The 25,169-nt window shown below is 64.4% G+C and carries 15 protein-coding genes; 6 read left to right on the forward strand and 9 right to left on the reverse strand.

The genetic code is table 11. The annotated features are described in order from the left end of the window. Position 1: 1 nt before the first annotated feature. Genes glgB through CO669_RS13710 form a run of 3 tightly spaced genes read right to left on the reverse strand, consistent with a single transcriptional unit; the run spans position 2 to position 7,394 of the window. Complete coding sequence (glgB, locus tag CO669_RS13700) at positions 2–2,149, reverse strand: 1,4-alpha-glucan branching protein GlgB (RefSeq protein WP_097660325.1); 2,148 nt, start codon at positions 2,147–2,149, stop codon at positions 2–4. Continuing rightward, positions 2,142–5,435: a maltose alpha-D-glucosyltransferase gene (treS, locus tag CO669_RS13705; protein ID WP_097660326.1), complete on the reverse strand. Its 3,294-nt coding sequence runs from the start codon at positions 5,433–5,435 to the stop codon at positions 2,142–2,144. Before treS ends, glgB begins: the two co-directional genes overlap by 8 nt. A gap of 12 nt (positions 5,436–5,447) precedes the next feature. Further along, on the reverse strand, positions 5,448–7,394 hold the full coding sequence (locus CO669_RS13710; RefSeq protein WP_097660327.1) for a maltotransferase domain-containing protein: 1,947 nt from the start codon (positions 7,392–7,394) through the stop codon (positions 5,448–5,450). Positions 7,395–7,598: 204 nt separating this feature from the next. Here CO669_RS13710 and malQ point away from each other — a divergent pair, with 204 nt between their 5' ends. Both malQ and CO669_RS13720 read left to right on the forward strand, forming a co-directional pair. Next, entirely contained in the window at positions 7,599–9,560 is a 1,962-nt protein-coding gene (gene malQ / locus CO669_RS13715; RefSeq protein ID WP_097660328.1) for a 4-alpha-glucanotransferase, read from the forward strand. Positions 9,561–9,590: 30 nt separating this feature from the next. Then, on the forward strand, positions 9,591–11,390 hold the full coding sequence (locus CO669_RS13720) for a glycoside hydrolase family 15 protein (RefSeq protein ID WP_097660329.1): 1,800 nt from the start codon (positions 9,591–9,593) through the stop codon (positions 11,388–11,390). 89 nt (positions 11,391–11,479) lie between these two features. Here CO669_RS13720 and CO669_RS13725 read toward each other — a convergent pair whose 3' ends face one another. From CO669_RS13725 to CO669_RS13750, 6 genes are read right to left on the reverse strand one after another with little or no spacing between them, the layout of a single operon-like run. Next, positions 11,480–12,292 (reverse strand): HAD family hydrolase, encoded by an 813-nt coding sequence (locus CO669_RS13725; protein WP_097660330.1) that lies wholly within the window; start codon positions 12,290–12,292, stop codon positions 11,480–11,482. A 23-nt stretch (positions 12,293–12,315) separates the two neighbouring features. After that, entirely contained in the window at positions 12,316–12,846 is a 531-nt protein-coding gene (locus tag CO669_RS13730) for a gluconokinase (RefSeq protein ID WP_097660331.1), read from the reverse strand. Continuing rightward, the gene (gene pgl, locus CO669_RS13735) at positions 12,833–13,582 is read right to left on the reverse strand and encodes a 6-phosphogluconolactonase (protein ID WP_198964010.1); all 750 of its coding nucleotides are present in this window, start codon (positions 13,580–13,582) and stop codon (positions 12,833–12,835) included. The genes CO669_RS13730 and pgl overlap by 14 nt, the downstream gene beginning before the upstream one ends. Beyond that, positions 13,582–15,093 (reverse strand): glucose-6-phosphate dehydrogenase, encoded by a 1,512-nt coding sequence (gene zwf, locus CO669_RS13740; RefSeq protein ID WP_097660332.1) that lies wholly within the window; start codon positions 15,091–15,093, stop codon positions 13,582–13,584. Before zwf ends, pgl begins: the two co-directional genes overlap by 1 nt. A 27-nt stretch (positions 15,094–15,120) precedes the next feature. After that, complete coding sequence (gene gnd, locus CO669_RS13745; RefSeq protein WP_097660333.1) at positions 15,121–16,119, reverse strand: phosphogluconate dehydrogenase (NAD(+)-dependent, decarboxylating); 999 nt, start codon at positions 16,117–16,119, stop codon at positions 15,121–15,123. Positions 16,120–16,131: 12 nt separating this feature from the next. After that, on the reverse strand, positions 16,132–18,981 hold the full coding sequence (locus CO669_RS13750; RefSeq protein ID WP_097660334.1) for a bifunctional transaldolase/phosoglucose isomerase: 2,850 nt from the start codon (positions 18,979–18,981) through the stop codon (positions 16,132–16,134). A gap of 306 nt (positions 18,982–19,287) precedes the next feature. Between CO669_RS13750 and CO669_RS13755 the strand changes: the two genes are divergently transcribed. The 4 genes from CO669_RS13755 to CO669_RS13770 all read left to right on the forward strand — a co-directional run bounded on the left by CO669_RS13755 (position 19,288) and on the right by CO669_RS13770 (position 25,022). After that, positions 19,288–19,938: an STM3941 family protein gene (locus tag CO669_RS13755; protein WP_097660335.1), complete on the forward strand. Its 651-nt coding sequence runs from the start codon at positions 19,288–19,290 to the stop codon at positions 19,936–19,938. Positions 19,939–20,235: 297 nt separating this feature from the next. Beyond that, positions 20,236–22,179 (forward strand): PrkA family serine protein kinase, encoded by a 1,944-nt coding sequence (locus tag CO669_RS13760; RefSeq protein ID WP_097660336.1) that lies wholly within the window; start codon positions 20,236–20,238, stop codon positions 22,177–22,179. A 30-nt stretch (positions 22,180–22,209) separates the two neighbouring features. Next, positions 22,210–23,487, forward strand: a complete 1,278-nt coding sequence (locus CO669_RS13765; RefSeq protein ID WP_198964011.1) for a YeaH/YhbH family protein — start codon at positions 22,210–22,212, stop codon at positions 23,485–23,487. Further along, complete coding sequence (locus CO669_RS13770) at positions 23,484–25,022, forward strand: SpoVR family protein (RefSeq protein ID WP_097660338.1); 1,539 nt, start codon at positions 23,484–23,486, stop codon at positions 25,020–25,022. Before CO669_RS13765 ends, CO669_RS13770 begins: the two co-directional genes overlap by 4 nt. Positions 25,023–25,169: the final 147 nt, after the last annotated feature.

The raw sequence follows: 25,169 nt of genomic DNA on the forward strand, positions 1-25,169 counted from the left end.
GTCAACTTTCCGGAACGAGGAAGATCGCGGCGAGCGGTGGAATGGTGAGGCGGAGCTCGGGCGCCGTGCCTTCAACGGCATGAACTTCGCCGATGTTCCCGACATTGCTGCCGCCATAATGGGCGGAGTCCGAATTGAACACTTCCTTCCATTTCCCGGCAAAGGGCACGCGAACGCGATAGTTGCGATAGACGTTGGGGGAGAAGTTGATGATGACGAGACACCGCGCGTGCTCGTCTATCCCCTTGCGTAGCCAGGCGAACACGTTGCGGTTGGCGTCGTCGGCGATCAGCCATTCGAAACCGGCCTGGTCGCAGTCCATCTGGTGCAGCGCCGGCACCGCGCGGTAGAGCCGGTTGAGGTCGCGGATCAGCGCCTGGATGCCGGAATGGTACTTGTATTCGAGCAGGTGCCAGTCGAGCGACTGGTCGTGATTCCATTCGCGGCTCTGGGCGATCTCGGCGCCCATGAACAGCAGCTTCTTGCCGGGATGGCCGAACATGAAGCTGTAATAGGCGCGCAAGTTCGCAAAGCGCTGCCACTCGTCGCCGGGCATGCGGCCGAGAATCGATCGCTTGCCGTGCACGACCTCGTCATGCGACAGCGGCAGGATGAAGTTTTCCGAAAACGCGTAGTGCAGGCCGAACAGGATCTCGCCGTGATGGTATTTGCGGTGGATCGGATCCTTGCTGATGTAGTTCAGCGTGTCGTGCATCCAGCCCATGTTCCACTTGTAGCCGAAGCCGAGCCCGCCGAATTCGACCGGACGCGACACCTGCGGCCAGGCGGTGGACTCTTCGGCAGCCGTGGTCGCCTGCGGGAAGCGGGCGAAGACCTCGGTGTTGAAGCGGCGCAGGAAGTTGATTGCCTCGATGTTCTCGCGGCCGCCGTACTGGTTGGGAATCCACGCGCCGGGTGGTCGGCTGTAGTCGAGATAGAGCATGGACGCCACCGCGTCGACGCGCAGGCCGTCGATCGCATAGCGCTCCATCCAGAACAGCGCGTTCGACACCAGGAAGTTCGTCACTTCGGTGCGGCCGTAATTGTAGATCAGCGTGCCCCAATCGAGGTGCCGGCCTTGGAGCGGGTTGGCGTGCTCGTACACCGCGGTGCCGTCGAAGCTGCCAAGGCCGTGCGGATCGTCCGGGAAGTGGCCGGGCACCCAATCGAGCAATACGCCGATGCCCTCGCGGTGGCAGGCGTCGATCAGCGCGGCGAAATCCTCGGGGGTCCCGAAGCGGCTGGTCGGGGCATAGAGGCCGGTCGGCTGATAGCCCCAGGAGCCGTCGAACGGATGCTCGCTGACGGGCAGGAATTCGAGATGGGTGAAGCCCATGTCGCGGGCATAGGCCGGCAATTGCTCGGCCAGCTCGCGATAGGTCAGCCATTCATCGCCGTTCTTGCGGCGCCATGAGCCGAGATGAACCTCGTAGATCGACATCGGCGCCGACAGCGCGTTGATGCCATCGGGCGCGGGGCGCGGCCGCGGCAGATGCGCCTCGTCGAACACGATCGAGGCCGTCTTCGGCCGGACCTCGCTGGCAAATGCCAGCGGGTCGGATTTCAGCGGCAGGAGATGACCGTGGGGGCCGATGATCTCGAACTTGTAGTGATCGCCAGACTTGGCATGCGGAATGAACAATTCCCAATAGCCGGCTCCGCGCACCCGCATCGGATGGCGCCGTCCGTCCCAGAAATTGAAATCGCCGACCACGGACACGCGTCGCGCGTTCGGGGCCAGCACGACGAAGCCGATGCCGTCGATGCCCTCGAGCCGCATCGGGTGCGCGCCGAGCTTGTCATAGAGGCGCTGATGGGTGCCTTCGCCGAGCAGATAGAGATCGAAATCGGTCAGGATCGGCGGAAAGCGATAGGCATCCTCGAACTCGACGACATTGTTGCCGAACTTTGCGCGCAGCTGGTAGTGCTTGGAGCCGTTCGGCAGGGCACCAATGAACAGCCCGGCATCGTGCACGCGGTCGAGCGATGCGACCTCGCCATGTTCGCCGACCGCCTCGACATTGGAAGCCTCGGGCAAGAACGCGCGCACCACGCTTCTGCCACCCTCGGGATGCAGGCCGAGATAATGGAAGGGGTCGGAGTGGCGGCCCTCGATGATCGCATAGGCCTCGGCAGGCAGTTTAGGCATGGGCTTCGCTCTCGGTGCTGGACAGAATGCGAAGCAGTCCGGTCAGCGGCGCATGAAGCCCCTCAGCCCGGTGGGACAGCTCGTACTCTACGTCTTCGAACGCTTGATCAAGCAGGAAAAACCTTAACAGGCCTTCCGCGGACTGCCGGTTCTCCGGCCACAGTCGCCGATCGGTCGTGGCTTCGCGGTAGGCGGAGAGGAAGGTTGCGACGGCTCGCTCGCGCCATTCGTGGAGCGCGGCCGTGAGCCGGGCTTGCTCGTCGGAGGCACCCGTGAGCGCGCGGCTCTGGGCTGCGTTGACCGAAAGATCGATCGAGCGGATCAGGCCGGCGACGTCGCGCGCGGCAGGCGCCTTGCGGCGCTTGTCGGCCAGCGGCAGACGCGGATCGCCGTCGAAGTCGATGATGAAGATATCGTCCTTCACGATCAGAGTTTGCCCGAGGCGGAAGTCCCCATGATGACGGATGTTCAACCCGCCGATCCCGGAAGGCAAGAGCGCATTGAGGTGATCTGGCAGGGTCGCGCGCACCGATATGAGCTGGTCGATCAGCGGCCGATCCGTCTCCCGCAGGCCGTCGCGGCTGTCGGCCAGTCGCTGGAGAACCCGCTCGGCCCGCGCCTTGAGACCGGACAGGAGCCGGTCGAGGTGCGCAGTGCCGATCGGCTCCGGAGCAAGCTCGTTCGCCTTGGCTGCGGCCAGGGCGACGTGCATCTCGGCGAGCCGTTTGCCGATCTGCGCGATGAAGTGCAGATAAAGCGTCTGCTCCTGGGTCTCGCGCGGTGCTTCGCCCGCCGCCAGCACGCGCTGCTCGTCGATATAGCGATCAAGATAGCCGGTGGTCACCGTCCAGCCATCGCCCTGGTTCTCGACGAAGGCATGCAGCACGCCGAGCGCGCTGCGCCGATCGCCTTCGAGCAGCTCGACGCTGCCGAGCAATGCCGGCGTATTGGCAAAGCGCGCGACCTCGGTGAGATAGTGGCCGATCTCGATCTCGGGGCTGATGCCGCTTTCGAGCCGCCGGTAGATCTTGGCAACGTACTGGTTGTCGACCAGCGCCGTGCTGTTCGACTGCTCGATTGCGCGGATGCGCTCGGGCTCCTTGATGGAATAGTCGGCGAACCGGCTGGTCGACTTGAACTCGAGCCGCAGATTGTTCTCGTCCACCACGAGGTTTTGCGACAGGCCGCGCAGGAACAGGCCGATGAAGATCTGGTCGGTGGCAACGTCGAGCAGCGTGCCTTCGCGCGCGCCCTGCCGGACGGCGGCGAGCGCCTTCGGGTTGAAGCGCTCGCGGTCGAAGCGCACCCACTCGATCTGCATGGGCAGCACGTACCGCGTCGTGACGTCGTCCCGCGTCGTCTCGAAGAACGCGATCCAGGGTCTGTTGTCGCCGATGTCGCTGAAAGGTACCGCCGAGGTCAGCGTGGTATTGATGTGCTTTGGATTATGCTCGGGATACCACCGCGTCCGTGACAGGAAGCCCGGCAGCACGTCGCGCTCGAACACGCCGCGCTCGCGGGCGAGCGACACCCAGTTGGAGTTCACCGGCACCACCAGGGTCTCGAACTCCGGCACCGCGCGCGGCGTCACCGGCTCGGACTTGTCGCGCTCCTGAAGCTGGAACCAGTAGAAGCCATACGGCCCCAGCGTGATCATGTAGGGCAGTTCGCCGATCGCCGGGAAACGCGTCCGTCCCAGCATCTCCTGCGGAATGCGGTCTTTCCACGGCGACAGGTCGAGCTCGGTCGCCTGCGCCGCGCGCGAGAGGTTGGCGACGCACAGGATCACCTCGTCGCGGTATTGCCGGACGTAGGCGAGCACGGCGCGGTTGGCGGGGCGGATGAAGGTCATGGTGCCGCGGCCGAAGGCGAGCGTCGACTTGCGCACCGAGATCAGCCGCTTGGTGGCGCTGAGCAGCGAGGACAGGCTGCGCGACTGCGCCTCCACGTTCACGGATTCGTAGCCGTAGACCGGGTCCATGATCAGCGGGGCGTAGAGACGGGCCGGGTCGCAGCGCGAGAAGCCGCCGTTGCGGTCCGGGCTCCACTGCATCGGCGTGCGAACGCCGTTGCGGTCGCCGAGATAGATGTTGTCGCCCATCCCGATCTCGTCGCCGTAATAGATGATCGGCGTGCCCGGAAAGGACAGCAGCAGCGAGTTCATCAGCTCGATCTTGCGCCGGTCGTTGTCCATCAGCGGCGCCAGGCGCCGGCGGATGCCGACATTGATGCGGGCGCGCGGATCGTTGGCGTAGGTGGTCCAGAGATAGTCGCGCTCGACGTCGGTGACCATCTCCAGCGTCAGCTCGTCATGATTGCGCAGGAACAGCGCCCATTGGCAGCTCGCGGGAATATCCGGCGTCTGGCGCAGGATGTCGGTGATCGGGAAACGGTCTTCCTGCGCGATCGCCATGTAAATGCGCGGCATCAGCGGGAAGTGGTAGGCCATGTGGCACTCGTCACCACGGCCGAAATATTCCTGCACGTCTTCCGGCCATTGATTGGCCTCGGCGAGCAGCAGCTTGCCCTTGGAGTAGGAGTCGAGCTCCTGGCGCAGCCGCTTGATGATCGCGTGCGTCTCGGGAAGGTTTTCGTTGTTGGTGCCGTCGCGCTCGCACAGATAGGGAATGGCATCGAGGCGGAAACCGTCGACGCCGGCGTCGAGCCAGCGCTTCATCACCTGGATCAGCGCGCTGACGACGCGCGGATTGTCGAAATTGAGGTCCGGCTGGTGCGAGAAGAAGCGGTGCCAGTAGAACGCGCCGGCCTCGTGGTCCCAGGTCCAGTTCGACTTCTCGGTGTCGGTGAAGATGATGCGCGTGCCCTGGTATTTCTGGTCGGTGTCGCTCCAGACATACCAGTTGCGGGCGCTGGAGCCCGGATGGCTGCGCCGCGCGCGCTTGAACCATTTATGCTGGTCGGAGGTGTGGTTGACGACGAGCTCGGTGATGACGCGCAAGCCGCGCTTCTGCGCTTCCTGGATGAAGCGCTTGAAGTCTTTCATCGTCCCGAAATCGGGATTGACCGAACCGTAATCGGCGATGTCGTAGCCGTCGTCGCGGCCAGGCGACGGATAGAACGGCAGCAGCCACAGCGCGGTGACGCCGAGCTCCTGCAGATAAGGCAGCTTCTCGGTCAGGCCGGCGAAGTCGCCGATGCCGTCATTGTTGCTGTCGGCGAAGGCCTTGACGTGGAGCTGGTAGATGATGGCGTCCTTGTACCAGAGCTCGTCCACGGTCTCGGCAGCCTCGGCCTTCTTGGTGTCGACGGAAGATAGAACATTCATGGCGTGCCCCCCTTACGCCAGGCAGCGGAACAAGAGCGCCGGATCACGGTCGGGATCGATACGCAACCTGATCCCGCCCCATTCGATGCGGGACTGTTCGCCGGTGAGGAGGTTTTCGAGTGTCGTCACATGGTGTCGCTGCCCGCCGGCGTCAACGGTGACGTCACCGAGCGGCAGCCAAAACTCGCGCACGTGGCCCGAGAGGGCAATCGCGACGACGACGGTGTTGGCGGGCTCAGCCGCCTCCTTGACGAAGGCGATGGTCTCGCCGTCTTCGACGCCGAGAAAACGCAAATTCGCGGTTTGCTGGAGCGCGCCGTTGTCGTTGCGGATGCGGTTGAGGCCGGCAATGTAGGGCTTGATGTTGCCAGGCTTGTCCCAGTCGCGCTGCTTGATCTGATATTTTTCGGAATCGAGATATTCCTCCCGGCCGGGGACCGCCTCGTGCTCCAGCAGCTCGAAGCCGCTGTACACGCCGTAACTGCCCGACAACGTCGCCGCCAGCGCAACGCGGGACTTGAAGGCCCAGACCTCTCCGCTCTGGAGATGATAGGGCAGCAGGTCGGGCGTGTTGACGAACAGATTTGGACGATAGAAGTCGCGCTCGGGATAGCGCGTCAGCTCGCCGAAATATTGCTCCAGCTCCCACCGCGAGGTGCGCCAGGGGAAGTAAGTGAAGGACTGCGCAAAGCCGAGCTTGGCGAGGCCCTGCATCAGCTTCGGTCGTGCAAAGGTCTTGGAGAACAGGATCACCTCGGGATGTCGGCGGCGGATGTCCCGGATCAGCCAGTCCCAGAACGCCCGCGGCGCGGTGTCGTGATTGTCGATGGCGAAGATGGTGACGCCGTGGTCGATCCAGAACAGCATGGCGTCGCGAAAGGCGTTCCACAGGCCGATGCGGTCGACCGAGGCGAAATCGGGGATCACGATGTCGGAATAGGCGCCATCTGCCGTCCGCACCGAGCGGTCCGGCCGCCATTTGAACCATTCTGGATGCTGCGTCAGCCAGGGATGGTCCGGCGAGCATTGCACGGCGAAGTCGAGCGCCAGCTCGAGGCCGTATTCCAGGCAGGTCGCGACCAGCGCGCGAAAGTCCTCGATGGTGCCGAGCTCGGGATGCAGCGCATCGTGGCCACCCTCGGCGGCGCCAATCGCGTAGGGCGAGCCGGGTTCGCCGTCGGTGGCCACCGGCGCATTGTTGCGGCCCTTGCGGCGGCTGCGACCGATGGGATGGATCGGCGTGAAATAGAGCACGTCAAAACCCATCGCTGCGATGTCGGGAACGCGCGCGATGCAGTCGCGGAGCGTGCCGTGCTGTCCGGGAATCTGGCTCTGGCTGCGCGGCATCATCTGATACCAGGCGCCAAATCGCGCTCTGTCGCGATCGATAATTAGCGGGAACGGCTGGGAGCGGGTCAGGTCGGGCCGGGACTGGCTTTCGGCCATGGCATCGCCGAGCTCGGTCGCAAGCAGCGAGGTGACATCGCCGGTCTGCAGATAGTCCTCGCATTGCCTGACGATGATTGCCGCGGCCGCCTGCCGGGCGCCATGCGCCTTGGTCAGGAGGCCGGCGCCCTCGATCGCATCGAGGTTGACATCGGCGCCGGTTCGCTGCTTGCGCAGGACGGCGTGGGACCAGGTCGCGAACTCGTCGGTCCAGGCCTCGATCGCATAGACATATTGGCCGGGCTCGATGGGTGTGAATGCGCCGGACCAGCGGTCGTTGCCATGATGGGTCATCGGTTCTTGTCGCCAGTCCCGATCCTGCTCAGGGCGCCACAGCAGCGCGCTGCTGACCACGGCCTCGCCGTCGCGGTAGACGTCGGCCCAGACCTCGACGCGCTCGCCCGCGATCCGCTTCACGGCAAAGCGGCCGCCGTCGATCGCGGGATAGACGTCTTCGATGAGGAAAGCGCTGCCGGCTGCGGCACTTTCGACAGTTTGAATTGTCTTGTTCACGGTGATGCCATTGACAAGAAAGCAGGGGCCCGTTTCCCTTGTCGGGAACCTACGCTTGATACCTATATAGAAAGCCGCTTGTGTGTCATTAGTTCCCCCTGGGAACGGCCGTATGGTTCGTGAGTTAAGCCCGACTAACGTCTTCCGTCGCCTCGTTAAAATCGATGCCCCCGGCAAGCGGGTGGCCTGCAAGCTGCGTGCCGAATGGATCTTTTAGCTCAAGCCCGGATCAAGGGCGTTCAGTCCGAATTTATCGATGCCCTCGGAAAGCTGCGGGTCACCGATCCCGTGGCTCTCAAATCCATCCTCGACGCCCTGCCGGAAAAGCGGGTGTACCGCTTCGTCGGCGGCCCGGTGGTGGTTCGTGCGCTTGGACACCCCCGCACGGAATTGGCGGCCGTCGGCACGCCGCCGCTGAAATGGACATTGGCCGGAAACGGCAACGTGATCGCGCAAGGCGAGACGCGCGAACCCGTGATCGCCTGGCCCGCCGAGCTGCCGCTCGGTTATCACCGCTTGACGCTGACCGATGCCAAAGGTGTGACCGAAGAGGTGCCGATGATCGTGGCGCCGGAGCGGGCCTTTGGCGGCGATTTCGACCGCGGCTGGCTGCTCGCCGTGCAGCTCTACAGCGTCCGCTCGGACCGCAATTGGGGCATTGGCGATTTCACCGATCTTGCAAACCTGGTCCGGCTCGCCAAGCAGCTCGGGGCCGACGGCGTCGGGCTCAATCCGCTCCACGTCCTGTTCGACGACCACCCCGCCGATTGCAGTCCCTATTCGCCCAACAGCCGGCTGTTCCTCAATCCGCTCTATATCGACGTCGAGGCGATTGCCGAATTCTCGGCGGACCTCGTGCCGGATGCAGCCGCGACCGCCGCCCGCCTGCGCGAAGGCGATCGCGTAGCTTATACCGACATGGCGGCGTTGAAATGGCTGGGCCTGCGCGCCGCCTTCAACAGTTTTGTGACCAGCGCCAGCGAGTCGCGTCGCAAGGCCTTCGACGCCTTTCGTGCCGCCCGTGCCCCGCTGTTGTCGCGCTTTGCCTGTTTCGAGGTGTTGCGTCACCGTTTCACCGGCCCGTGGTGGGAATGGCCTGCGGAATGGCAGCAGCCGGACGAGGCCAAATGCGCGGACTTGCGCAACGGTCCCGACAAGCGCGAGGTCGAGTTCGTCGAATTCGTGCAATGGACCGCGGACAGCCAGCTGCACGCAGCCAAGGAGCTGGCCGGCCAGCTCGGCATGCGGGTCGGGCTCTATCTCGACGTTGCCGTCGGCGTGCAGTCCAACGGCTTCGACGCCTGGAACGAGCAGATGGCGATCTCCCGTCATCTTGCCGTCGGCGCGCCGCCCGACGTTCTCAACACGATCGGCCAGGACTGGGGCCTTGCGGGCTTCAATGCCGGCGGACTGGAAGCGCAATCCTTCGTGCCGTTCGCCGACATGCTCGCCGCATCGATGCGGCATGCCGGCGCGATCAGGCTCGACCACGTGCTCGGCCTGAAGCGGCTCTATCTGGTGCCGCGCGGCTTCAAGCCTGATAACGGCGCCTATGTGCAGATGCCGTTCGAGGCGCTGCTGGGCGCCGTGGCGCGCGAAAGCGCGGCCCACAAATGCATCGTGATCGGCGAGGACCTCGGCACCGTGCCGGAAGGTTTTCGCGAGATGATGCAGGATTTCGGCATCTGGTCCTATCTCGTCATGATGTTCGAGCGCGACGATGCCGGCCATTTCCGCAACGTCGACCACTACCGGCCCAACGCGCTCGTCACGCTGAACACGCACGATCTGTCGACCTATGCCGGCTGGCGCTCGTTCAGCGACCTCAAGATGAAGCGCTCGCTCGGGCTCGATCCCGGCGAGAACGACCAGGCGCGCTGGGATGCGCTCGGACGGCTCGACGAGATCCTGCGCCAGAACGGCATCAAGGCCAACGACCTCTATTCGGTCCTCGCTTTCCTGTCGCGCACGCCGTCGCGACTGCTCGCGGTGTCGATGGAGGATCTGCTCGGCGTGATCGACCAGCCCAACATTCCCGGCACCATCGACGAGCATCCGAACTGGCGCCAGCGTCTCCCCGTCGCGCTCGACAAGATCGCATCGAAGGTGGACCTCACGGCCTTGCGAGCGGCGACGCGGGAACGCTCCTTGCCCGGCGGGAGTTAACGGGGCGGGGTTTTCCAGGCTCGCACGACATTGTCACAGAAGATCGAGGACTATGCGCTGATCGGCGACTGTGAGACCGCGGCGCTGGTCGGGCGCAACGGCTCGATCGACTGGCTGTGCTGGCCGGCTTTCGATTCCGACGCCTGCTTCGCCGCCATCCTCGGCACCCACAAGAACGGCCGCTGGCTGATCGCACCGAGCGAGGCCGTCACCAAGACGTCGCGCCGCTATCTCGGCAACACCCTCATCCTCGAGACACGGTTTGAGACGAAAGACGGCGCCGTCGCGCTGATCGACTTCATGCCGCCGCGCGGCAAGGCGTCCGACATCGTGCGGCTGGTGCGCGGCCTCGAGGGCACGGTGAAGATGCGGATGGAGCTCGTGATCCGCTTCGGTTTCGGCGTGGACATTCCCTGGGTGCGGCGGATCGATCATTCCTTGATGGCCATCGCCGGTCAGGACATGACGGTGCTGCGCACGCCGGTCGAGACTCGCGGCGAGGATCTGACCACGGTCTCCGATTTCGAGGTGAAGCAAGGCGAGACCGTGCCGTTCGTCCTGACCTACGGGCCCTCGCATCTCGAGCCGCCTGCACCGATCGACCCGGAAGCGGCGCTTCAGGAGACCGAAAAATTCTGGCAGGACTGGTGCGGCCATTGTACCCGCGACGGCGATTATCACGATCTGATCGTGCGCTCGCTGATCACGCTGAAGGCGCTGACCTTTGCTCCCACCGGAGGTATCGTCGCGGCGCCGACCACCTCGCTGCCCGAGAAGCTCGGCGGCAGCCGGAATTGGGATTACCGCTTCTGCTGGCTGCGCGATGCGACCTTCACGCTGCTGGCGCTGATGAACTCGGGCTACACCGAGGAGGCCCTGGCCTGGCACAATTGGCTGTTGCGCGCGGCGGCGGGGTCGCCTTCGAACATGCAGATCATGTACGGGATCTGGGGCCAGCGGCGGCTGCTCGAATGGGAGGCGGGCTGGCTCGACGGCTATGAGGGTGCGCGGCCCGTGCGCGTCGGCAATGCCGCGCATGCGCAGCTCCAGCTCGACGTCTACGGCGAGCTGATCGATGCCTTCCACCAATCGCGCATGGCCAGGCTCAAGCTCGACGAGGAGACCTGGGCGCTGGAATGTGCCGTGCTCAATCACCTGGCCGAGGTCTGGGACCAGCCCGACCACGGCATCTGGGAGCGGCGCGGGCAGCCGAAGCACTACGTCTTCTCCAAGGTGATGACCTGGGTCGCGTTCGATCGCGGCATCAAGAGCGCCGAGACCTTCGGCTTCAAGGCGCCGCTGTTGCACTGGCGTACCTTGCGCGAGGCCATTCATCGCGACGTCTGCAACAGGGGATTCGACGCGGAGGAGAATGCCTTCGTCGAGTCCTACGGCGCGAAACTGCTCGACGCATCCGTGCTGCTGCTGCCGGCCGTCGGCTTCCTGCCGCCCTCGGACCCGCGCATCCGCGGCACCATCGCTGCTGTCGAGACCCGTCTGGTTCGTGATGGTTTCGTGCTGCGGCACGATCCGCGCGAGCTGCCAGCGGGGCAGCCGCCGCTCGAAGGCGCGTTTCTGGCCTGCAGCCTGTGGCTCGCCGATGCCCATGTGCTGGCCGGCGACCTCGACAAGGCGCAGGTTCTGCTCGACCGCGTGGTCGGCATCGCCAACGACGTCGGTCTATTGGCCGAGGAATACGATTCAGCCGCCAGGCGCCAGACCGGAAATTTCCCGCAGGCGCTGACCCACATCGCGCTGATCAACACCGCGCATAATCTGTCGGCGGCAAGGCACGATAGCGAGAAGCCTGCACAGCAGCGGTCGAAGTAGGGAAGGCGTACGTAAGGCCGATCGCCTCCGCGAAAGAGGTGTGCTCCCTCTCCCGCAAGCGGGAGAGGTGAAGCGAACCGGCAGCTCGTCTAGCCTGCCCCATTCCGCTTCAGGATCATCTCCATCGCCTCGGCAAAACCGTCCTGCTCGTTGCTCGCGGTGACGTGGGTGGCCTGGTCCTTGACGCTGTCGGTGGCGTTGCCCATGGCGATCGAGGTGCCGCTGACGGCGAACATCGCGAGGTCGTTCTGCATGTCGCCGATGGTGGCGACCGCGTCGGTCGAGATGCCGATGCGCTTGGCCATGGCCTGCACGAAGGTGCCTTTGTTGAAGCCCGGCGGGGTGATGTCGAGATAATAGGTCTGCGAGCGCACGGCGGTCGCCTCGCTGCCGAGCGCCTCCTGCATCACCTTCTCGCAAGCCTCCAGGCCTGCGGCATCGGCGCTGGCACCGACGATCTTGCAGGCGCTTGCGAGGTAGGGCGAGAAGTCACTCACGATGGTGGGGTCGGAACGGATCGTGTGCTGCTCATGGGCGACGTACTTGCCATCAGGGTTGTCGATCAGCCATTTGTCATAGGTGAACAGCCAGATGTCGGCGCCGAACTCGCGCAGGATCTGCAGCGACCGTTCGGCCGCGCTTGCCGGGATCAGATGCTGCTCGACCGGCTGCATCTCGGGATCGACGATCGAGGAGCCGTTGAACGGTCCGACCGGCAGCCACAGCGCCAGCGGCTCGATCAGGAAGCGCATGCCGATGGCGGGGCGGCTGGAGGTGATGGTGAAGCCGATGCCGGCCTTGTGCAGGCGCTGCACTGCGGATCTTGCGCGGTCCGTCAGCGTCTTGTCCTTGGTCAGCAGCGTGCCGTCGACGTCGGACACCACGAGTGAGATTTGCGTCATGGCAGGACCTTGGGTTCGTTGTCTCAGCGTTTCGCCGCACCCAGCTTCAATTGCCGCACCACCCCGTCGACGATCGCTTCGACGGTTTCGTCGATCGAGACGGTGATGACGTGCTCGCCGGTCTCCGGCGGCTCCAGCGTCTCGAGCTGGCTGGTCAGCAGCCCGGGCGGCATGAAATGACCCTTGCGGTGCGCGAGCCGCTCGGCGATCAGCTCCCTGGTGCCCTTCAGGAAGACGAATCGGACATCGTCGCGCCCGCGCAGCAGCACGTCGCGATAAGTGTGCTTCAGGGCCGAGCAGGCGATGATGACGTGCTCGCCGCGTTCGCAAACCCGTGCGATCTCGTCGGCGATGGCGTTGAGCCAGGGCCAGCGGTCCTCGTCGGTGAGGGGATGGCCGGCCCGCATCTTCTCGACATTGCTGGCGGGATGGAAGCTGTCGCCGTCCTCGAAGCGCCAGCCGAGCCGCTGGCCGAGCGCCGCCGCGACCGTGCTCTTGCCCGAACCCGAGACGCCCATCACGATCAACGCACAAGGTGCTTCAACGCGGCCCACGAAATTCCTCCGGAAGCGCGGCCTGATCGACCAGCCAGGTGGTCTCACCATGCGAGCGCGCGCGTAACGCCGGCAGAGTCTCGCCATTGAGGAGGCGCGTCAAGATCGCCTGCTTGTCGTGCCCTGCAATCTCGAACAGCATTTCGTAGCACGAGGCCAGGACGGGCAGGGTCAGCGACACCCGCGGCACGAAAGGCGCGACATTGGCCTTGGGGACTCCGACGACCCAGCGCTCGGTCTCCTCGATTTCGGGGAAGCCAGGAAACAGCGAGGCGGTGTGGCCGTCCGGCCCGGCGCCCATCAGGACGAGGTCGAACAGCGGGCGCGCCGGATCGAGGACTTCAGCGCCGTAGAACGACTGCAATTCGTGCGCATAGGCCGCGGCGCTCTGATCGGGGCTTTCGAGCGTGGTCGGGATCGGATGGACATGGCCTGCCGGCGCGTTGGAATCGAGAAACGTCGCGCGGGCGATCGCCATGTTGTTGAGGGGATCGCTCTCCGGGACAAGGCGCTCGTCACCGATGAACCAATGCACGCGCTGCCACGGGATCTGGCCGCGCCAGGGCTCGCTGCCGAGCAGCTGATACAGCTTCTTCGGGCTGGAGCCGCCGGTCAGGCAGATCGCGATGCGGCCGGGATTGGCTGCAATCCGGGCCATCACCCGCTCGGCCGCGGCGCGGGCGAGGGCCTCGGCGTCGGCCTCGACGATCAGTCTCGGCTGGCCGGCCTGCGCCATCAGGAAAACTTCCGCCAGCTTCGCCCGTCCCGCCGCAGCAGCTCGTCGGCGCATGTCGGGCCCTCGCTGCCGGCTTCGTAGGTTTCGATGCCGTTGGTGCCCGCGCTTCTCCAGGCGTCCAGGAACGGCTGCACCGCCTGCCACCCGGCCTCGACACCGTCGGCGCGCTGGAACAGGATGTTGTCGCCGATCATGCAGTCGTAGATCAGCGTCTCGTAGCCGGTCGAGGGATCGGCCTGGAAATAGTCGCCATAACGAAACTTCATCTCGACGCCGTCGATGGTAATGCTTGGTCCCGGTATTTTGGCGTTGAATTGCAGCTCGATCGTCTCCGTCGGCGCGATGCCGATGGTGAGGAAATTCTGCGAGAGCCGGTCGACATCCGTACCCGAGAACATCGACAGCGGCGCTTGCTTGAACTTGATCGCGACCTCGGTGCGCTTGTGGCCGAGCGCCTTGCCGGTACGCAGATAGAACGGCACGCCGGCCCAGCGCCAATTGTCGATCAGGAGCTTGAGCGCGACATAGGTCTCGGTGGTGCTGCCGGGCTTGACGTCCTCGGTCTTGCGATAGTCCGGTATCTCGTCGTCGCCGATCCGGCCGGCCAGATATTGCCCGCGCACCGAACGCCTCAGCGCTTCCGCCTCGGTCGGCTGCTGAATCGCCGAGAGCACCTCGGCCTTCTCCGAGCGTACCGAATGCGCATCGAACCGCGACGGTGGCTCCATCGCGACCAGCGACATCAGCTGGAACAAATGGTTCGGCACCATGTCGCGCAGCGCGCCGGTGGCGTCGTAGAAGCCGCCGCGATGGCCGACGCCGAGCTTTTCCTCCACCGTGATCTGCACGTGGTCGATATGGTTGCGATTCCAGATCGGCTCGAACATGCCGTTGGCAAAACGCAGCACCAGGATGTTCTGCACCGTCTCCTTGCCGAGATAGTGATCGATCCGGTAGATCTGATGCTCCTCCATGATCTTCAGCAGCTCGGCGTTGAGCGCGCGCGCCGAGGCGAGGTCCGTGCCGAACGGTTTTTCGATCACGAGCCGTCGCCAGGCGCCGTTCTCCTTCATCAGCCCGGTGCGGCCGAGCTCGCGCGCGGTCGGCGCGAAGGCGGCCGGCGGGGTCGCGAGGTAGAACAGCCGGTTGCCGCCGGTGCCTTGCGAGCATTCCAGCGAATCCAGATGCTCGCGCAAGCGGTCGAACGACGGCGGGTCCTTCGGGTCAGCCTCGACGAAGGTGACGCATTGCAAAAGCTGCCTTGCGACATCATCGTCGACCGGGCGGGTTGCAAACTGACGCAGGCCCTTCATCAGGCTGTCGCGCAGCTCGTCATCGGTTTGACCTCTGCGCGCCACCCCGACGACGCAGAATTTTTCCGGCAACAGGTTCTCGGCGGCGAGATTGTAAAGCGACGGCATCACCAGTCGATGGGTGAGGTCGCCGGTCACGCCAAAGATGACGAAGGCGCAATTTTGCGGCTTGCGCTTGGGCTGCGGGTCTTTTGTCACGAACTATCGGCCTTCGCTCTGTTACCGTTACTTTGGCTTCACTGTGCCCGGCTGCTTCGGCTCCTTGTGGCCGCCGAACCCTGCGCGCATCGCGGAGAGAATTTTTTCGGCGAAGGTGTGTTCCCGACGGGAGCGGAAACGTGTGTAGAGCGCCGCAGTCAGGACTTCGGCCGGCACGGCCTCGTCGATCGCCGCATTCACGGTCCAGCGTCCCTCGCCGGAATCCTCGACGAAGCCGGAATATTCGGCGAGCTGCGGGCTGTCGGCGAGCGCGGTCGAGGTGAGGTCGAGCAGCCAGGACGGGATCACGCTGCCGCGCCGCCAGACCTCAGCGATATCGGCGAGATCGAAGTCGTAGCGATGATCGGCCGGCAACGCGTCGATATTGGCGTTCTTGAGAATATCAAACCCTTCGGCATAGGCCTGCATCAGGCCGTATTCGATGCCGTTGTGGATCATCTTGACGAAGTGGCCGGCGCCGACGGGGCCGGCATGGATGTAGCCTTGCTCGATGCGGGGATCGCGGCCCTCGCGTCCCTCGGTGCGCGGAATGTCGCCGGCGCCGGGCGCGAGCGCGGCGAAGATCGGATCGAGCCGGTCGACCACCTGCTTCTCGCCGCCGATCATCATGCAATAGCCGCGGTCGAGACCCCAGACGCCGCCGGATGTGCCGACATCGACATAATGGATGCCGCGCGCCTTCAGCGCCTTGCCGCGACGGACGTCGTCCTGCCAGAAGGTGTTGCCGCCGTCGATGATGACGTCGCCTTCCTGCATGACCTTTGCAATCGTCTCGATCGTGGTCTCGGTGATGTGCCCCGCCGGCAGCATCACCCAGGCCGTGCGCGGCCGCTCGAGTTTCGAGACGAACTCTTCGAGCGTCGCCGAGCCGACCGCGCCGTCGGCGGCAAGGCCGGCGACGGCCTTGGTGTCCTTGTCGTACACCACGGTCGAATGTCCGTGGCGCATCAGGCGGCGAACGATGTTGCCGCCCATCCGGCCGAGGCCGATCATGCCGAGTTGCATTGGCAATATTCCTTAAGTGAGCGCGTCGTTGAGCGCCGCATTGAGGGCCGCTAGCCCCTTCTTGAGCCCGCCCTTGAGGTGCACGCGCAATGCGCGCCGGCCGCGCTCGGTGAGCACGTCGAAATCGCCGCGGGCCTGCGCCGCCTTGATCACGCCGAAGCTCGCCTTCTGGCCCGGCACCTGGAGGTCCTTGGCGTCGTCGGCGGTGATCTGGAGGAACACGCCGCTGTCGGGCCCGCCCTTGTAGGCCTGCCCCGTGGAGTGCAGGAAGCGCGGTCCGAATTCGGCGCAGGTCGCGACATGCCGCTTCTCGCGCACCTCGAGCCGCATCGCCTGCAGCGCGTCGATCGTGGCCTTGTCGCGCGCGACATAGCCGAGCAGGGCGACATAGTCGCCCTCGCCCGAGCGCGACAGATGCGCCTTCAGCCAGGATCTGAGATCGCCATTGGCGCCGGCGGCGCGCAGCGCCGTGGCGTTGGCCTCGTCGGTGTAGAGATCGGCCTCGTTCGTGCTCACCACCGGCTTCTCCGCCGGCAGCGCGCCGGTCTTCTCGAACGATGCCGTGAGCTCGCGGGTCTTGATCTTGGCTGCTTCCACGTCGGGCTGGTCGAACGGGTTGATGCCGAGGATCGAGCCGGCAACCGCCGTTGCCATCTCGAAGCGGAAGAACTCCTGGCCGAGATGGTCGATCGACTTCATGACGATGCGCACGACGGGGTGGCCTGCGGCCTCGATCCCGGCAAGAGCCGAGTCATGCGCCGCATCCGCCTCGCCTTCGATGCGGATGTCGATGAAGAAGCGGTCGTTGCCGTAGACGGCAGGGTCGCCCAGCGGCTCGCCCTCGATCGGGATCAGGCCCTTGCCTTCCTTGCCGGTCGATTCCGCAATCAGCTGCTCGGCCCAGGCGCCGAAATCGGCGATCTTCTTCGACGTGAGGATGGTCACCTTGTCGCGGCCTTCAAGCCCCGCGAGGCCCATGGCAAGGCCGAGCTGCACGCCGGGGTTTTCGCTCGGCGGCACGTCCGGTCCGCAGGAGCGCGCCATCGAGAGCGCATGCTTGACGAAGGTCTTGACGTCGATGCCGGCGGTTGCCGCCGGCACCAGGCCGAACGGCGAGAGCACCGAATAGCGGCCGCCAATCGAGGGTTCGCCATGGAAGATGCGGGCGTAATTCAGCTTCCTGGCGGCCTTCTCCAGCGACGAGCCGGGATCGGTCACCGCGATGAAGCGGTGGCCGGTCTTCACCTTGGGCCCGACCGCCTTGGCAACCTGCTGATGGAAATAGTCCTTCATCGCGTTCGGCTCGGTGGTGCCGCCGGACTTGCTCGAGACGATGAACACGGTGTTGGCGATGTCGATCTTCGCCTCCATCGCCCGGACCTGGGCCGGGTCGGTGGAGTCGAGCACGTGGAGCTTCGGGAAGCCGGGCTTCTTGCCGAAGGTCTCGGCCAGCACCTCGGGCCCGAGGCTCGATCCGCCCATGCCGAGCACGACGGCGTCTGAGAATTTCTGGCCCTTCACGCGGCCGGCATAGTCCTCGTAATCGGCGACGTCGGCCTTGGCGGCGCTGTCGAGCCAGCCGAGCCATTTGTCCTCGTCGGCGCCGGTCCAGACCGATTTATCGCGCTGCCACAGCCTGCGGATCTTGGCCGATGCGCGCCATTCCTCGGTGCTCTTGACGACGGCCTTGCCGAGCCCGTCGCCCAACGATAGCTGCTGGCGGTCGATCGCCGGTCCCAGCACGGTGGCGCGCTTGTGGGCGACCGCGCCGTAGAGCTTGTCGGCGGCGTCCGCGAACAGCTTGACGCCGTCCTTGACCAATTCCTCGGTGATCGCATCGAGCGAGATGCCGGAGCGCTCGAGCTCCTCCAGCACGCGCCTCGCGTCGTCGACGTTCTCCTCCAGGCTGTCGCGCGGCTTGCCGTGGTCGCGGAAGGCATCCAGTGTCGCCGGCGGCACGGTGTTGATGGTGTCGGGGCCGATCAGCTCCTCGACATAGAGGACGTCGCTGTAGTCCTTGTTCTTGGTGCCGGTCGAGGCCCACAGCATGCGCTGCGGCTTGGCGCCCTTGGCGGCAAGCTTCTCCCAGCGGGCACCCGAGAACAGGCGCTTGTAATCCTGATAGGCGACCTTGGCATTGGCGATCGCGACCTTGCCCTTGAGCGCGGCGAGCCGCTCCTTCTCTTGGGGATCGTTGGCGCGGGCGATCTTCTCGTCGAGCTGCTTGTCGACGACGCTGTCGATGCGGCTAACGAAGAAGCTCGCGACGCTCGCGACGTGCGAGGGATCGCCGCCGCCTGCGACGTAGCTCTCGAGACCCGCGATATAGGCCTCGGCGACCTGGAGGTAGACGGCCTTCGAGAACAGCAGCGTGATGTTGATGCTGATGCCCTCGCCGATCAGCGTCTCGATCGCGGGCAGGCCCTCCGGCGTCGCTGGCACCTTCACCATCAGGTTCTTGCGGCCAACGTCCTTCCAGAGCCGCCGTGCTTCGGCGACCGTGCCGGCGGTGTCCATCGCGAGATAGGGCGAGACTTCCAGGCTGACATAACCGTCGCCGCCCTTGAGGCGGTCGTAGACCGGGCGCAGCACGTCGGCGGCGTTCTGGATGTCCTCGACCGCGACGGCTTCGAACAGGTCGGCCACGGTCCGGTCGCCGCGCTTCAGCGCCTTGCCGATCGGGGCGTCGTACTCGTCCGAGCTGCCGATCGCCTTCTCGAAGATCGAGGGGTTGGAGGTGACGCCCTTGACGCCGTCGGTGTCGATCAGCCGCTTCAGGTCGCCCTTGGCGATGAAGCCACGGGCCAGGAAGTCCAGCCAGACGGCTTGTCCGTGCTTTTCCAGTTCTTTGACGGGATTCATGGTGCTTATTTATCTCCAAGCCTGCGGGCGAGGGGTTTCCGCGCCTGTCCTGACGCGCTATCCTTTAGCTTACATGCTCCCGGGAGGGAACCAATCAAGGGTACAGGCGTCATACCCTCCAGTGTAACTCCGTCGCGATCAAGGCGATCCGGTCGGCAGTAGCTGGTGTTGCGGAAAAAGTCGCTGGCCGAGCGTTCGGCCGGGTCTGGTTGCGTAGCGTCGGCCACTGTGTTCTGCAGATCGTGGCGACGCGGAGTGCTCATCAGCGGAATCCGATCCGCCTGATGCATCGTGGCTCGGCCGCGAATGGCCATGCTGGGGGAAAGCATGCACGCACATACGGACGGCTTTGCCTTCGCCGTCGCCAACGATACGCCACAGGCCGCGCCCGCCGGAGGTGTCGACGCATCCCGCGATCTCGAAATCAGCCCATGTACCACCCCGCTGCGGCTGCTGGTCGCGGCGGGCTTTGCCATGACGCTGATCGGCGCGACCTTCGCCTTCGACTGGTGGGATGGCCTTGGTGAATACGACACGACGGCCGGGGCGGCCGGCGTCGTGGTGTTCGCCTCCTTGACGATCTGGCTGATCTGGATGCTCCCGGCCGAACGGGGAGCGGTGGTGGTGGTCACCTCCTACGGCATCCGCGATCTACGCATCGGCAATGAATTTCTGCCGTGGGACTCGATTGCGGAGATTTCGGCTGAACGACGCCGCGGCCACATGACGATCGTGCTGACGCCGACGCCCGCCTTGCTGCAACAGCTCCGCAGCATCCGCAATCTGGCCCGCCGCGCGGAGAGCGATCGTATCGTGATCCGGTCGGAGGGGCTGGCGACCGATTTTGAGACAATGCTGCGTGCGTGCCGCGAAGCTCACGCGGCCGGCACGTCGCGCACCGCATTGCAGCAGGAAGATGAACGCGGCGCTCAAGGCTTCGCCGTACAAGCGTCATAAGATCGCCGTCTGCGGATCGCCATGCTGCAGCGCCGGATGGACGCATCCCCGGTAACGCCCGGATGTTGCGAGCGAGTGACATTTTTTGGAAATGAGCCAATATAGACAGAGATTCGCACAAATTACAGGCATGTGCCTGTTCGTAACTCAACGAGTGCCTACGTTGTGCGTTGCGTCGTGTTGGCACCCGGGTGTCCAATGATCGTCATGTGCTCACGCTGATTCGAAACGGCCTGAGGAACGGTCCGGTAACTGCTTTCGTTTCAGCTTGTAGCGGAACTCACGCGGAGAGGGATCATGTACAACGATTCTCTATTCAACGCTTTCGCTCGGTCGTTCGAGGCGAGAAGCCAGCACGACATGTCGATGGCGGAATATCTGGAATCGTGTCGAAGCGATCCCATGAAATACGCGAACGCGGCCGAACGACTGCTAGCAGCGATCGGTGAACCCCAGACGATTGACACGGCCAAGGACCCACGCCTTGGCCGTATTTTTTTGAACCGCACGATCCGCACCTATCCGGCCTTCGCCGGCTTCTACGGCATGGAAGAAACCATCGAACGCATCGTCGGTTTCTTCCGCCACGCGGCGCAGGGCCTCGAAGAGCGCAAGCAGATCCTCTATCTGCTCGGACCGGTCGGCGGCGGCAAATCCTCGCTGGCCGAGCGGCTGAAGTCGCTGATGGAAGTGCATCCGATCTACGTGCTCAAGGCCGGCGACGAACTCTCGCCCGTGTTCGAGAGCCCGCTCAGCCTGTTCGATCCCGACCAGCTCGGCCCGATGCTGGAAGAGAAGTACGGCATTCCGCGCCGTCGTCTCACCGGCCTGATGAGCCCGTGGTGCTACAAGCGGCTGGAGGCCTTCGGCGGCGACATCTCGCAATTCCGCGTTGCCAAGATCCAGCCGTCGCGGCTGCGCCAGATCGGAATCGCCAAGACCGAGCCCGGTGACGAGAACAACCAGGACATCTCCTCGCTGGTCGGCAAGGTCGACATCCGCAAGCTCGAGACCTACGCGCAGAACGACCCCGACGCCTACAGCTATTCCGGCGGCCTCAACCGCGCCAACCAGGGCGTGCTCGAGTTCGTCGAGATGTTCAAGGCGCCGATCAAGATGCTGCATCCGCTGCTCACCGCGACGCAGGAAGGCAACTACATCGGCACCGAGAACATCGGCGCGATCCCGTTCACCGGCGTGATCCTGGCGCACTCGAACGAAGCCGAGTGGGCGAGCTTCAAGTCCAACAAGAACAACGAGGCCTTCATCGACCGTATCTGCGTGATCAAGGTGCCTTACTGCCTGCGCATCACGGAAGAGCAGAAGATCTACGAGAAGCTGATCCAGGGCTCCGAGCTCGCGTCGGCGCCCTGCGCACCCTCGACCCTGGAGACGCTGGCGCGGTTCTCGGTGATGTCGCGCCTGCGCAAGCACGAGAACTCCACCGTGTTCGCCAAGATGCGGGTTTACGACGGCGAGAGCCTGAAGGAATCCGATCCGAAGGCGCGCAGCGTTCAGGAATATCGCGATGCCGCCGGCGTCGACGAGGGCATGGACGGTGTCTCCACCCGCTTTGCCTTCAAGATCCTGGCTGCGACCTTCAACCACGATCCGCAGGAGGTCGCCGCCGACGCCGTGCACCTGATGTACGCGCTGGAGCAGTCGATCCGCCGCGAGCAGCTGCCCGAGGAAATCGAGAAGCGTTACCTCGAATTCATCAAGGCGGACCTCGCGCCGCGCTACGCCGAGTTCATCGGCAACGAGATCCAGAAGGCCTACCTGGAATCCTACTCGGATTACGGCCAGAACCTGTTCGACCGCTATGTCGATTATGCGGATGCATGGATCGAGGACCAGGACTTCAAGGATCCCGACACCGGCCAGCTGCTCGATCGCGAACTTTTGAACCAGGAATTGACGAAAATCGAGAAGCCTGCGGGCATCGCCAACCCCAAGGACTTCCGGAACGAGGTCGTCAAATTCTCGTTACGCTCCCGGGCCCAGAACGGCGGCAAGAATCCGACCTGGACGTCCTACGAGAAGATTCGCGACGTGATCGAAAAGAGGATATTCTCCCAAGTCGAAGACCTGCTTCCGGTCATCTCCTTCGGCTCGAAGAAGGACGGCGAGACGGAGAAGAAGCACGGCGAATTCGTCGCACGCATGGTGGAGCGCGGCTACACCGAGCGTCAGGTTCGCCGACTCGTCGAATGGTACATGCGCGTGAAGCAGGCCGGTTGAGGCGGATGGGAGGCGAATGGTAAAGTGCCCATTCACATTATTGACAGGCGCCTGAATCCAGGCGGCAAGAGTCTTGAGAACCGCCAGCGGTTCTTGCGTCGGGCCAAGTCCCTGGTGCAGGGCGCCGTCAAGAAGACCTCGCAGGAACGCGACATCAGGGACGTCCTGGAGGGGGGCGAAGTCACGATCCCCCTCGACGGCATGCACGAGCCGCGCTTCCGCCGTGAAGGCGGAACGCGGGACATGGTGCTGCCGGGGAACAAGAAGTTCATCGAGGGCGACTATCTCCAGCGCTCCGGCCAGGGCCGCGCCAAGGATTCCGGTCCGGGTGAGGGCGACAGCGAGGACGCGTTCCGCTTCGTGCTGAGCCGCGACGAGTTCGTCGATCTCTTCCTCGACGATCTCGAGCTGCCGGATCTGGCCAAGCGCAAGATCGCGCAGACCGAGAGCGAGGGCATCCAGCGCGCCGGCTACACCACCTCGGGCTCGCCCGCCAACATCTCGGTGAGCCGCACGGTCCGGCTCGCGCTGGCCCGCCGCATCGCGCTCAAGCGTCCCCGCAAGGACGAGATCGAGGAGCTGGAAGCCGCGATCGCCGCCTGCACCGACGAGGACGAGCGTGAGGCGCTGCTCGCCCAGCTCGAAAAGCTGAAGGCGAAGACGAAGCGCATTCCCTTCATCGATCCGCTGGACATCCGCTATCGCCGCTTCGAGACGGTGCCGCGGCCGGTGGCGCAGGCGGTGATGTTCTGCCTGATGGACGTCTCGGGCTCGATGTCCGAGCACATGAAGGATCTCGCCAAGCGCTTCTACATGCTGCTCTACGTGTTCCTGAAGCGCCGCTACAAGCATGTCGAGATCGTCTTCATCCGCCACACCGATCGCGCCGAGGAGGTGGACGAGCAGACCTTCTTCTACGGTCCGGCCTCGGGCGGCACGCTGGTTTCCAGCGCGCTGCAGGCGATGCACGAGATCGTGCGCGAGCGTTTCAATCCGTCGGACTGGAACATCTACGCTGCGCAAGCCTCCGACGGCGACAATTCCTATTCCGACGGCGAGCTCACCGGCATGCTGCTGACCGACAAGATCCTGCCGGTCTGCCAGTTCTTCGCCTATCTCGAGGTCGGGGAATCCGGCGGCAGCGCCTTCGATCTCTCCGACTCCTCGCTCTGGACCCTCTACGAGCGCCTGCGCAACAGCGGTGCACCGCTCTCGATGCGCAAGGTTAGCGAGCGCAGCGAGATCTTCCCGGTGTTCCACGATCTGTTCCAGCGCCGCGAAACTGCCCAGGAGAAAGCCGCTCCATGACGGAACGATTGTTCGAAGGCGCGGATTGGGATTTTCATACCTTGCAGCGCATCACCGATGCCTGCGAGGCGGTGGCGTTGAAGGATCTCGGGCTCGACGTCTATCCGAACCAGATCGAGGTCATTACCGCCGAGCAGATGCTGGACGCCTATTCGTCCGTCGGCATGCCGCTGTTCTACAAGCACTGGTCGTTCGGCAAGCAGTTCGCGTATCACGAAGCGTCCTATCGCAAGGGCCTGATGGGGCTCGCCTATGAGATCGTGATCAACTCCTCGCCCTGCATCTCCTATCTGATGGAGGAGAACACGGCGACGATGCAGACGCTGGTGATCGCGCACGCCGCCTTCGGCCACAACCACTTCTTCAAGAACAACTACCTGTTCAAGCAGTGGACCGACGCCGACGGCATCCTCGATTATCTCGACTTCGCCAAGAACTACGTCATGCAGTGCGAGGAGCGCTACGGCCGTGCCGAGGTCGAGCGCACGCTGGACGCCGCGCATGCGCTGATGTCGCACGGCATCGACCGCTATCCCGGCAAGAAGAAGCTGGACTTGCGCGAGGAAGAGAAGCGTGCCGGCCGTCGCCGCCAGCACGAGGAAGAAGTCTTCAACGACCTCTGGCGCACCGTGCCCAAGGGGGCGTCGAAGACCCGGTCAGCAATCTCCCTCGAGCGGCGCCGCAAGCTGCTCGGCCTGCCGCAGGAGAACCTGCTCTACTTCCTGGAGAAGAGCGCACCACGGCTGGCGCCATGGCAACGCGAGCTCTTGCGCATCGTCCGCCACATCGCGCAGTATTTCTATCCGCAGAGCCAGACAAAGGTGATGAACGAGGGGACGGCCACCTACGTCCACTATCGCATCATGACCAAGCTGCACCAGCAGGGTCGTATCAGCGACGGCAACTTCCTCGAATTCCTGGGATCGCACACCAATGTGGTGTTCCAGCCCGAATTCGACGATCCGCGCTTCTCCGGATTCAATCCCTATGCGCTCGGCTTCGCAATGATGCAGGACATCGAGCGCATCGTCACCAACCCGTCGGACGAGGACCGCGAGTGGTTCCCCGACATCGCCGGCAGGAACGACGTGATGGGTGTGCTGCGCGACGTCTGGGCCAACTATCGCGACGAGAGCTTCATCGGCCAGTTCCTGAGCCCGAAGCTGATGCGGCACCTGCGCATGTTCCATTTGCACGACGACCCCGAGGAGAGGGCCGGCATCCGGGTCGATGCCATTCACGACGAGCGCGGCTTCCGCCGCGTGCGGCGCGAGCTGGCGCGGCAGCACGATGTCGGCTACATCGACGCCAATATCGAAGTGGTCGACGTCGATCTCTCGGGCGACCGCCGGCTGATCCTGCATCACCACGTCATCAAGGGCGCGCAGCTCAACGAGACCGATGCCAAGCGGGTGCTGCAGCACCTGGCTGATCTCTGGACCTACGACGTCTCGCTGATCGAGGTCGACGCCAACGACAAGGTTTTGCGCGAATATGTCGTGAGCCCGCGCCCGATTCCCGCCGCGGTGGCGTGAGGCAGGTGTTGAGACCCGACTAGCGCATCAATGAAGGTGCGTTCCCTCCCCCCTTGTGGGGGAGGGCTAGGGAGAGGGGCGCTCAGCAAAAGGTCTCGGTTTTTAACGATGCACCGAGGCGGCTCCTTGAAGGAGAGAATCCCCGTG

The sequence above is a fragment of the Bradyrhizobium sp. Y36 genome (assembly GCF_002531575.1).
Taxonomy (GTDB): domain Bacteria; phylum Pseudomonadota; class Alphaproteobacteria; order Rhizobiales; family Xanthobacteraceae; genus Bradyrhizobium.